Source organism: Okeania sp. SIO3I5, from assembly GCF_010672085.1.
In the GTDB taxonomy this organism is placed as follows: Bacteria; Cyanobacteriota; Cyanobacteriia; order Cyanobacteriales; family Microcoleaceae; genus Trichodesmium.
Genome location: NZ_JAAHHT010000295.1, coordinates 1 through 10666, shown reverse-complemented (window position 1 = coordinate 10666; position 10666 = coordinate 1). Strand labels below are relative to the sequence as shown.

Genomic DNA, 10666 nt, shown 5'->3' with positions numbered 1-10666 from the left:
TACAGGATGTTTAACATTTCCAGATGGCAGAAAATGGGATTTAACAGATATAAATAAAATTTTCTGGCGGACTTTTTCCGGAGTAAATGTTCCGAAATTAACTGATTCATATCAAGAGACAATAGCGGTAAATGATTCGATTGGTTTGTTACGCTCTTTTATGCGTTCAAAACCGGACAAATGGGTGAATGGTTGGGAAGCTTACGAATTTCATAAAGAGAAACCATTACAATTAAGTTTGGCCAACAAAATAGGTGTAACTATTCCAGCTACATTAGTAACTAATGATGCTCAAGAAATTATCAATTTCTCTCAATCTTATCTGGATGTAATTTTTAAACCTGTTTATGGTGGTTCTCATACTCAGCTTTTAACGAAAGAACATCTAGAAATTAATCGGATGAATTTAGCTTTAAGTATTTCTCCTGTAACAATCCAAGAATATATTCCCGGTACAAATATTCGTAGTTATGTGATAGGTGAAAAAGTTTATTCTGCTGAAATTCGGAGTAGTTCCTTAGATTTTCGGGAAGATAAACGAGCAAAATTAATCTATTTGGAAACACCAGAGGATATAAAAAAACAATGTTTAGCTATTACTAGATCGTTTGGGTTAAAATGGACTGGCATTGATTGGCGATTTAAACCTAATGGAGAATTTATTTTTCTAGAAGCAAATTTTAGTCCGATGTTTCTTCATTTTGAAAACCAAACAGGTTGTCCGATAACTGAAGATTTGATAGAATTATTAACAAGTTAAAGATAAGCATTCAGCAGTCAGGATTCAGCTATCAATTTCATTATCTTGAGAGAAGGAATTGGCATCTTTGTATCTGTAGTGAAATTAAATTACCTTTGTTTAAATCTTCAGGTATATCTCCGTCTATATTTAATATCAAATCCGGATAATTACTATACTCAAGTCATTGCGACGGTCACTCCCTGGAAGGAAGCAATCTCTTATGTTTAGGAGATTGCTTCCTATCGTCGCCATGACAACTGTTGAACCGGATTTTATTTGATTAGGACTTACGCAAAGAAACCGGGTTTTTAAGATAAATCATTGTTTTTAATAATTAATATTGACGAAAAAACCCGGTTTCTAGGTTTGCATGGCTTTAGTCCTGTTTATATAAATATAAATTTTGCTTTTGTTGGAGTTGATTTCTCATATAATTAATTATTCTCAAGGAGTTAATAATGGCTGTACAATTATTGCGACAACTATTTACTGTAGACCAGTATGACAAAATGCTGGAGGCAGGAATATTTACTGGAAATGAACGAGTAGAACTAATTCGAGGAGAAATTATCAAAATGTCCCCTATGGGTATTCGTCACCCCGCTTGTGTGAAACGTCTGAATAAACTTTTCTTTTTGCGTTTAGGAGAAGCTGTTACTGTGGGAATTCAAGATCCTGTAAGATTGAATAATACTTCTGAACCACAACCAGATGTAAGTTTGTTGCAAGAACGACCAGATTTTTATGAGACTCAAAAACCTCAACCAGAAAATGTATTTCTCCTTATAGAAGTTTCAGATACAACTATTAAATATGACCGAGAAATAAAAGTTCCTTTATATGCTGAAAATAATATTGTTGAAGTTTGGTTGGTAAATTTGACTGAAGAATGTCTGGAAGTTTACCGACAACCTAGGGCGAATGGTTATGAAATTGTGCAGACTTTTCAAAGGGGTGAAAATGTGACTATTCAAGCTTTGCCTAATGTAACTTTTACTGTTGATGAAATATTGGGAAATTAACAGAAATTTTCAATTAGAATATTTAGAGTAAGTATAATTTTTCAACCCATACAAATTCAGAGAATTATTTTCAAGGAGTTAATAATGGCTGTACAATTATTGCGACAACTATTTACTGTAGACCAGTATTATAAAATGTTGGATGCAGGAGTATTTACTGAAAATGAACGAGTAGAACTAATCAGAGGAGAAATTATCAAAATGTCCCCTATTGGTGTTCGCCATGGAGATTGTGTGGACAGTCTTGCCGAACTGTTCATTTTACGTTTAGTACAGACTGTTACTGTGAGAGTTCAAAATCCTGTCAGGTTGAACGATAATTCTGAACCACAACCAGATGTAAGTTTGGTGCAACGACGGCAAGGTTTTCGTCAGACTCAACAACCTCAACCAGAAAATGTATTTCTCCTCATAGAAGTTTCAGATACAACAATTAAATATGACAGAGAAATAAAAGTTCCTTTATATGCTGAAAATAATATTGTTGAAGTTTGGTTGGTAAATTTGAATGAAGAATGTCTGGAAGTTTACCGACAACCTACGGCGAATGGTTATGAAATTGTGCAGACTTTTCAAAGGGGTGAAAATGTGACTATTCAAGCTTTGCCTAATGTGACTTTTACTGTTGATGAAATATTGGGAAATTAACAGAAATTTTCAATTAGAATATTTAGAGTAAATATAATTTTTCAACCCATACAAATTCAGAGAATTATTTTCAAGGAGTTAATAATGGCTGTACAATTATTGCGACAACTATTTACTGTAGACCAGTATTATAAAATGTTGGATGCAGGAGTATTTACTGGAAATGAACGATTAGAACTAATTCGAGGAGAAATTATCAAAATGTCCCCTATTGGTGTTCGTCACGCAGATTGTGTGAAACGTCTTGCCGAACTTTTTATTTTGGGTTTAGGAAAGACTGTTACTGTGGGAATTCAAGATCCTGTAAGATTGAATAATAATTCTGAACCACAACCAGATATAAGTTTGGTGCAACGACGGCAAGGTTTTCGTCAAACTCAACATCCTCAACCAGAAAATGTATTTCTCCTCATAGAAGTTTCAGATACAACTATTAAATATGACCGAGAAATAAAAGTTCCTTTATATGCTGAAAATAATATTGTTGAAGTTTGGTTGGTAAATTTGACTGAAGAATGTCTGGAAGTTTACCGACAACCTACTGCCAATGGTTATGAAATTGTGCAGACTTTTCAAAGGGGTGAAAATGTAACTATTCAAGCTTTGCCTAATGTGACTTTTACTGTTGATGAAATATTGGGAAATTAACAGAAATTTTCAATTAGAATATTTAGAGTAAGTATAATTTTTCAACCCATACAAATTCAGAGAATTATTTTCAAGGAGTTAATAATGTCTGTACAATTATTGCGACAACTATTTACTGTAGACCAGTATGACAAAATGTTGGATGCAGGAGTATTTACTGGAAATGAACGATTAGAACTAATCAGAGGAGAAATTATCAAAATGTCCCCTATGGGTATTCGTCACGAAGCTTGTGTGAAACGTCTGAATGAACTTTTCTTTTTGCGTTTAGGAAAGACTGTTACTGTGGGAATTCAAGATTCTGTAAGATTGAATAATACTTCTGAACCACAACCAGATATCAGTTTGTTGCAACGACGACCAGATTTTTATGAGACTCAAAAACCTCAACCAGAAAATGTATTTCTCCTTATAGAAGTTTCAGATACAACAATTAAATATGACAGAGAAATAAAAGTTCCTTTATATGCTGAAAATAATATTGTTGAAGTTTGGTTGGTAAATTTGAATGAAGAATGTCTGGAAGTTTATCGACAACCTACGGCGAATGGTTATGAATTTGTGCAGACTTTTAAAAGTGGTGAAACTGTAGAAATCCAAGCTTTGTCTAATGTTACTTTTACTGTTGATGAAATATTGGGAGCACACACGGATTAGGCCACGGATATACGGATGAATTTAGGTTAAAACCATTCATTATGACTCCTGATTCCTACTTTTTCTTAACCCTATCCAAACAATAAATATGCAAACAAAAACAGTTACTTTAGAAATTCCAGAAGCAATTTATCAACGTTTAGCTAATACTGCCAGAGGAATGCAATGTGAGCTTGAAGATATAGTAATTCATACTTTAAAAGTAGGAATCCCTCCTAGTTATGACGATATTCCAGAGGAATTTCAAGTAGATATTGCTGGATTAGATAGATTAGATGATGATAGTTTGTGGCGTATTACCCGCAGCCAAAAAACAGAAGCAGAAATGAAACAATATAATAGTTTACTTGAGGCTAATTCTAGTAGAGAATTAACAGAGCAGGAACAATTAGAGTTAAGCAAAATGCGCCGGGAAGCAGATTTATTTATGTTAAAAAAAGCTCAGGCTGCAGCTTTGCTTCAATGGCGGGGATATAAAGTTTATCCTCTTAATTAATCAACGAAAAACCAAGAATTATGTCTTCTTACATTTCCCAAACTCTACGGGTTCAGATAGCAGAAAGCGAACGCTACTCTTGCTGTTATTGTTTAACCAGTGAAATAAATAGTGGTATTCGTATGACACACGACCACATTTATCCTCTTTCAAAAGGTGGAGAAACTAGCTTTGAAAATGTTTGTTTAGCTTGTCAAAGCTGCAATGAATATAAAGGTAATATTATTGAAGCGATCGATCCTTTAACTGGAGAAAAAGTATCTTTATTTAATCCACGTCAACAAGAATGGTCTCATCATTTTCAATGGAGTTCTGACGGGACAAAAATTGAAGGTATAACCGCTTTTGGTAGAGCCACAGTTACAGCTTTAAGAACTAATAATCCGGTTATAGTTGCTGCTAGAAAACGTTGGGTAGCTGTTGGTTGGCATCCTCCTTTAGGTTAGACTTCTCCAAAAATCAAAAATCAATCAATTATTATCTATTAAGTTATCAATTACTCTTCTCTATTTCCTCTTTTCTGAAGATGTCTATTATTTTATATAAAGGACAAGTAGCAACAATTGTTATGGAATACAATAACAATGTTTTTGCAGTAGATTTTTCTGATAATGACGGAACAACTTATGCTGTGGAAACTATTTCTGGTAATCAACTACACTGCTGTAAACTTCAGTTAATTCTCTATATCTGAAAAAAAAAATCGTCCCGCTTTAGGGGGACTCGAAAGAGGAAAAAGAAAAAAAGGGAAAAGGGGAAAAGGGAAAAAGAAAAGAGGGGAAGAATCTTAGGAGCACACACGGATTTTGCCACGGATATACGGATTGATTTAGGAAACAGGGGAAGAATCCTCGGAGCACACACGGATTTTGCCACGGATATACGGATTGATTTAGGAAACAGGGGAAGAATCCTCGGAGCACACACGGATTTTGCCACGGATATACGGATTGATTTAGGAAACAGGGGAAGAATCCTAGGAACGAAGGGGAGAAACGACCGGAACAGACGAGACCACACGAAAACCGATCAGGATGACGTGGATGCCCGCAACGATATAGAAGCGGCTGGCACTGCGACAAAGCCTAGAACCGAAGTTACAGCAACCACCACGGAGCAGTCTTCTATAACTTTGTCCTCCAGTTTCCCAAGCACTACCATCAGTAGGCGCTCCATTATAGTTCTTGTGCAAAACATCTTGACACCATTCCAATACATTCCCGTGCATATCATATAAACCAAAAGCATTGGGTGGAAAGCTTCCTACATCGGTTGTTTCTTCTCGCCATTTTCCTTGAGGAGCATTGCCATAGGGATAGTTGGCATCATAGTTAACTAACTCAGACGTTATAGTTTCTCCAAAATAAAAAGGTGTTGTTGTTCCAGCACGACAAGCATATTCCCATTGACTCTCACTGGGCAACCTGTAAATTTTTCCACTTTTCTGAGATAGCTTTTGACAAAATTCTGTCGCGTCATTCCAACTTACTTGTTCTACAGGGCGATTTCCTCCTTTAAAATGGGAAGGATTATTTCCCATTATTGCTTGGTATTGATTTTGAGTAATGGGATATTTGCTCATATAAAAAGGTTGGAGAGTTACCTTATGTTGCGGACTTTCATAAGACAGTCTCTCAGCCTCATTTTCTGGCGAACCCATAATAAAACTTCCCCCAGGAATATAAACCATTTCCAACTTTATTCCATTACCCAAATCTTCTATTTTTTGCCTAGCACTTCCCTGGGTGCGGTTAGTAACATTACCAGAGTCGTTCACAGTTAAAACTTCAAAAGTAAATAGCTTCCCTTTTTTTGATTCTGCCGTTGATGGTACTTTAGGCAAATTAGAGGATTTATTCTCTGGTGGCTTTTCCGACTTCCTTTGTGTCTGACTCCGAGTATTTTGTACCGATCTTAACCTTCTTTCAGTTTCTTCTCGTCTGCGTTGCTCATTCCTCAGTTGCTCTTCCAACTCATTCACCTGAGTAGAAACTTTTGGCAGTTGAAAATATCTCACCATAGAATAAATCAAACTACCACTACCAAACATTACCGCACCATAAAACAACCCCCACAAACTCCAACTAGAAGTATCGCGATCATAAAAATCAGATTCCTGAAACCAACTTATGGGAATACCCCAAGAAAAAGTCAAACGTATATCCCCATTAACTCTGTTAACTGCTTCCTGATAAAGCTTTTGTTCTTCTGGAGACAAACTTGACTGTTTAGATGCCCAACTTTTCACTATTTCCACATCACTCATTCCGTGGACTGCCACAACCTTACCATTCCGATCCATAACAGGCGCTCCACTCATTCCCCCCACAGTGAAAGCTCTATAGGAAATCCCATAACCTTCCGCTAAAGTATCCAAACCAGAAACTTCACCTTTAACAGTCTGGTATACCAACCTCCCTTTGCCCAAACCCCGCGCCGGAAAACCAGAAATATAAATCGGACTAAGTATTTTCAGACTTTCGGAATTACCTATTTTTAAAGGTGGATAATTACATTTGTTTCCTTCTGGTTGAAAAGTAACTAAAGCTAAATCTATACCATAAGAATGTCTTTCTATATTAGCAATCCGCCGGACTTTCCTATCATTAGTTTCTACGAAATTTTCTCCTTTTTCTGGCAAAACATGAGCTGCCGTTAGTACACTACAAACTCCCGGTTTTCCATGTACAAAAAAACCAGTTCCATGCCCAGATTTATTTTTAACTATGACAATACTAGATTTGATTTTTTCGGGTGAAACAGAACAATTTGTTAAAGCGAGGGAGAGTAAAGTTAGACTAAAGATGCGAGGTAGAATTTTCATTTTATACAAACCCGATTTCTATACTTTATTTGATTATTTAATACTACTAAACTGACACATCCAAAATGGTGAAATAAGTGTAGGTTGGGTTGAGGGACGTTAGCGGAGCTTATCCGTTAGCGTAGCTTATCCGTAGGATAAGGATAAACCCAACAAGAATCTTTCTCCCGTAGTGGACCGTTTCACCTAAAATAGTGCAATAGAATACCAGCCAAAAGTTACTATTGGACTGACAGGCGATATAGCTGCCGCACTTGCGGGATCCCACCCTAAAAATTAACAGCTAAAAACAGGCAATACCCCGATCGCCTACTTCCTGAAGTATAGCTAAAGCTTGATTGTCAAAATTGAGAGCTTTTTGTTTTTCTCCTAAGTCATTGTAGACAGTGTCAATACTATGGAGAGTGGTTGCTTCCCCACCCCGATTGCCTACTTGCCGAAGTATAGGTAAAGCTTGATTTAAGTAATTGAGAGCTTTTTGTTTTTCTCCTCAGTCATTGTAGACAGTGCCAATACTATGGAGAGTGGTTGCTTCCCCACCCCGATTGCCTACTTGCCGAAGTATAGGTAAAGCTTGATTTAAGTAATTGAGAGCTTTTTGTTTTTCTCCTCAGTCACTGTAGACATTGCCAATATTATTGAGAGCGGTTGCTTCCCCAACCCGATTGCCTACTTGCCGAAGTATAGGTAAAGCTTGATTTAAGTAATTGAGAGCTTTTTGTTTTTCTCCTCAGTCACTGTAGACATTGCCAATATTATTGAGAGCGGTTGCTTCCCCAACCCGATTGCTTATTTGCCGAAGTATAGGTAAAGCTTGCTCGTAGTAATTGAGTGCTTCTTGTTTTTCTCCTAAGTCATGGTACACACGACCAATCAAAAGAAGTGTAACTGCTTCCCAAATCAGGTCGTCTGTTTTCCTTAATAGCAATAGTGCCTCTTTGTATTTAGCGATCGCTCCCCTCAAAGATTCTGCTGTACCTTCCTGATATAGTTCAAGTCCCTGATTAAATAATCTTTCTGCCTCAGCACTCTTGTCTATCTGAACAATAACTTCTCCACCATTAACAATATTAGGCCACATTAATACAGGAAAACTGATATTAAATAACATCAGACTATTAACGCTGAGAATAGATAACCATTTCTTAGGAAAATCCCTAGTCAATTACAATAACGGCCTTTACCAAAAAAAGCAACCCCCCCCTGGGTAACTACGACAAAAATGAAAAAATTTTTAACGAGAGCGATCGCTTCCAACGATGGCCACAATTATTACTGTCATAATAAATATGGCCTATGAATAGCCGATTTTCTAGTTAATTAATCATAATCTGTTTTGACCTTTTTAAACCCTTGATATTCGGCCTATTCTTCTAAATTAGATAATCGAATTTTATAAGTTGTTGCTTGAGTTGTTATCGAGGTTAATAGTTGATTTAAATATAAAAATCCTGTAAAAATTGCCCCTAAAATAGGAACAATTCCCGCTGTTATTTCTATTATTATTAAAAACATTTGCAGTTAAATTAATTAGAAACAAAAAGTTTGATCGACCAATTCAAAGTAACCGAATGGCAACTAAAATCTCTTAAATTATATTGTCTGTAAGGTTGAGGACGATATGACAAAACTCTCTTAATGCCAAGTTTTTTGCTTCCTTCTATAACAGAATCAAAGTTGAAAACAACTGAATTTGTTTGAGGATAAAGTCTTATGCTTAAACCAACAGAATCATTATAATAATATCTGAGAATAGCGTAACTACGATACCCAACAACTTTTTCCCAAGCATCCCAATCTGTAGAAAATTCAGCCATAAAAGTAGAAGAGTCTCCCACTTCTTGAGGAAAAATTTTCCATTCATGGTCTGGGGAAATAGTCCCCAACTCTACCCAGTTCAAATTATTCTCCCGTTTACCCTGATAATTATGTCAATTTCGACAGATATTTTTTGATTGTTGCTAGCATTGCTAGCACCAGGCAAGCTATCGACAAAATCTAGATTAGGTATGAACCCGTTAAATTCCTCTTCTCACTTCATTTCCCTTGATCTGGGGGATGACGGCGCAGAAAATCTCAGGCATGGCAGCAGTGCTTGGTTCATCCCCCCAGGCAAAGTTATCGAATTTGAGGTTAGTGAATATTCTATTTTTGCTGTTGCCCCTGAAAATTCTGATCTAATAATATCTATTCATTCGGAAAATCCTAATCCAAACAAATCAGAAAAAATGTCTGCTTTTCCAATTCTTTAATATCTTTTACTAACAAACTTTCCTTGATTTCTAGATAATTAGATTCATATCTTAAATCCTTTGTGTGTGTTTGCTGGAAAATATTGAATTCTAGAGGGAATAATGGGTTGTCATTCAAAACGTTATTAACCCAAAGAATGTCTGTTTCTAATACGTCTATTCCCAGAGGAAAATCAGTCATATCTATTTGTCCATTTTTGTAATTGCAAATAAAATACTCAGTAATAATGTTGTCAATTACTGTTTGTAAAAGTAGCGCTCTTTTCCAAATCACAGAAGGAGTTACAGAAGGGGCTGAAATATCTATTAGTTCAAATGATACTGGGTCACTCAAAAGCTTATTTCTGACATAATCAGCCGGATATTTAAGTCTTTCTTTAGGTATTTGTATCCGGACTAAATCTTTTTTATTTTTCATATCAATCCCTGAGATTTATATCTTGATTTTTTGGATAAATTCGGAGTTAGTTACTGTTAATTATTTCTCCCCACTCCCCACTCCCCACTCCCTACTCCCTACTCCCTTTTTTCTGGAGATATCTAATAATTACTATATATATAATATTTAATCGACTACTTAAGTCTTGTCGGTAATAAATCTGCTCAAAACATTATATGTTGATGGCTATAAGTGCCTAGACAATATCTCTATTGATTTTTCACAAATTAGTTTACTAATAGGCAAAAATGGAACAGTTAAAACAACTGTATTTGAGGTTATTCATAAACTCCAAAAGTTCATATTAGGAAAAAGAATCAACTCCGAAGAAAAAAGGCATTATCAAATCAAAGAACTATTTGCTGAAGGAACTAGGAGTCAAACAATAAACTATTGCAGGCAACAATGCTTTAATTTGACTTTGGAAAATTCTGGGACAGTTTATACCTACATCTTAAATATAAATAATTTTTTTGAAAGAGAGATTGAACGTTTATTATTAGGCAATAATAGTATCAAAAATAATTGGAGTGACACGACTTCTATTTTTGTGCTTAAATCCTATCAAGATGATTCGCTCAAAAAGTTTCTGGAGCTGGTTTCTAATATATTCTGTCCTGGAAATACAATTCCAAGCAATATAATTACCGACCATTATTACCGTTCCATAAATAACAAATATGATGTCTATGAAAACTTTACAAATTGGTACTACTACTTACTCTATTTACATGACAACTATAAAATTTATAGTTCGTATAAGGACAATATACCAGCACTAGAAAAACAACTACAGCAAGCGATAAATGGTTTTAAACATATATTATTTAGTAGTATAGCAATTCCCAAGAAGCGTGAGGTACAAAATTCCTTGGTTTTAGGGAACAGGGAACACTTAACTGGGAACAGGGAATAGGGAATAGGGAATAGGAAACAGG

Annotated in this window: 13 protein-coding genes and 1 pseudogene; 9 read left to right on the top strand and 5 right to left on the bottom strand. The window is 35.6% G+C overall.

Annotated features, from left to right (window positions below; all coding sequences use genetic code 11):
* The 8 genes from F6K40_RS35580 to F6K40_RS35545 all read left to right on the top strand — a co-directional run.
* Positions 1-760: ATP-grasp domain-containing protein (locus F6K40_RS35580; protein ID WP_293143487.1), on the top strand; the 760-nt coding region annotated here is incomplete at its 5' end.
* 440 nt (positions 761-1200) lie between these two features.
* Entirely contained in the window at positions 1201-1764 is a 564-nt protein-coding gene (locus F6K40_RS35575; RefSeq protein ID WP_293143484.1) for a Uma2 family endonuclease, read from the top strand.
* 84 nt (positions 1765-1848) lie between these two features.
* The gene (locus F6K40_RS35570; RefSeq protein WP_293143481.1) at positions 1849-2412 is read left to right on the top strand and encodes a Uma2 family endonuclease; all 564 of its coding nucleotides are present in this window, start codon (positions 1849-1851) and stop codon (positions 2410-2412) included.
* An 84-nt stretch (positions 2413-2496) separates the two neighbouring features.
* Positions 2497-3060 (top strand): Uma2 family endonuclease, encoded by a 564-nt coding sequence (locus tag F6K40_RS35565; protein WP_293143478.1) that lies wholly within the window; start codon positions 2497-2499, stop codon positions 3058-3060.
* 84 nt (positions 3061-3144) lie between these two features.
* The gene (locus tag F6K40_RS35560) at positions 3145-3717 is read left to right on the top strand and encodes a Uma2 family endonuclease (RefSeq protein ID WP_293143475.1); all 573 of its coding nucleotides are present in this window, start codon (positions 3145-3147) and stop codon (positions 3715-3717) included.
* An 88-nt stretch (positions 3718-3805) separates the two neighbouring features.
* On the top strand, positions 3806-4213 hold the full coding sequence (locus tag F6K40_RS35555) for a hypothetical protein (protein WP_293143472.1): 408 nt from the start codon (positions 3806-3808) through the stop codon (positions 4211-4213).
* Positions 4214-4233: 20 nt separating this feature from the next.
* Complete coding sequence (locus F6K40_RS35550) at positions 4234-4659, top strand: HNH endonuclease (protein WP_293143468.1); 426 nt, start codon at positions 4234-4236, stop codon at positions 4657-4659.
* 80 nt (positions 4660-4739) lie between these two features.
* A complete protein-coding gene (locus F6K40_RS35545) occupies positions 4740-4907 on the top strand; it encodes a DUF4926 domain-containing protein (protein ID WP_293143465.1) in 168 nt (55 codons plus the stop codon).
* Between the two features lie 282 nt (positions 4908-5189).
* Here F6K40_RS35545 and F6K40_RS35540 read toward each other — a convergent pair whose 3' ends face one another.
* The 5 genes and pseudogenes from F6K40_RS35540 to F6K40_RS35520 all read right to left on the bottom strand — a co-directional run bounded on the left by F6K40_RS35540 (position 5190) and on the right by F6K40_RS35520 (position 9707).
* Positions 5190-7037: an SUMF1/EgtB/PvdO family nonheme iron enzyme gene (locus tag F6K40_RS35540; RefSeq protein ID WP_293143462.1), complete on the bottom strand. Its 1848-nt coding sequence runs from the start codon at positions 7035-7037 to the stop codon at positions 5190-5192.
* 283 nt (positions 7038-7320) lie between these two features.
* Positions 7321-7506, bottom strand: a pseudogene (locus F6K40_RS35535) (tetratricopeptide repeat protein); the annotation flags it as partial.
* Positions 7507-7767: 261 nt separating this feature from the next.
* On the bottom strand, positions 7768-8118 hold the full coding sequence (locus tag F6K40_RS35530; protein WP_293143459.1) for a tetratricopeptide repeat protein: 351 nt from the start codon (positions 8116-8118) through the stop codon (positions 7768-7770).
* Positions 8119-8563: 445 nt separating this feature from the next.
* The gene (locus tag F6K40_RS35525; protein ID WP_293143456.1) at positions 8564-8938 is read right to left on the bottom strand and encodes a hypothetical protein; all 375 of its coding nucleotides are present in this window, start codon (positions 8936-8938) and stop codon (positions 8564-8566) included.
* A gap of 304 nt (positions 8939-9242) precedes the next feature.
* Positions 9243-9707, bottom strand: a complete 465-nt coding sequence (locus F6K40_RS35520; protein WP_293143454.1) for a hypothetical protein — start codon at positions 9705-9707, stop codon at positions 9243-9245.
* 166 nt (positions 9708-9873) lie between these two features.
* Between F6K40_RS35520 and F6K40_RS35515 the strand changes: the two genes are divergently transcribed.
* The gene (locus tag F6K40_RS35515; RefSeq protein WP_293143452.1) at positions 9874-10644 is read left to right on the top strand and encodes an AAA family ATPase; all 771 of its coding nucleotides are present in this window, start codon (positions 9874-9876) and stop codon (positions 10642-10644) included.
* Positions 10645-10666: the final 22 nt, after the last annotated feature.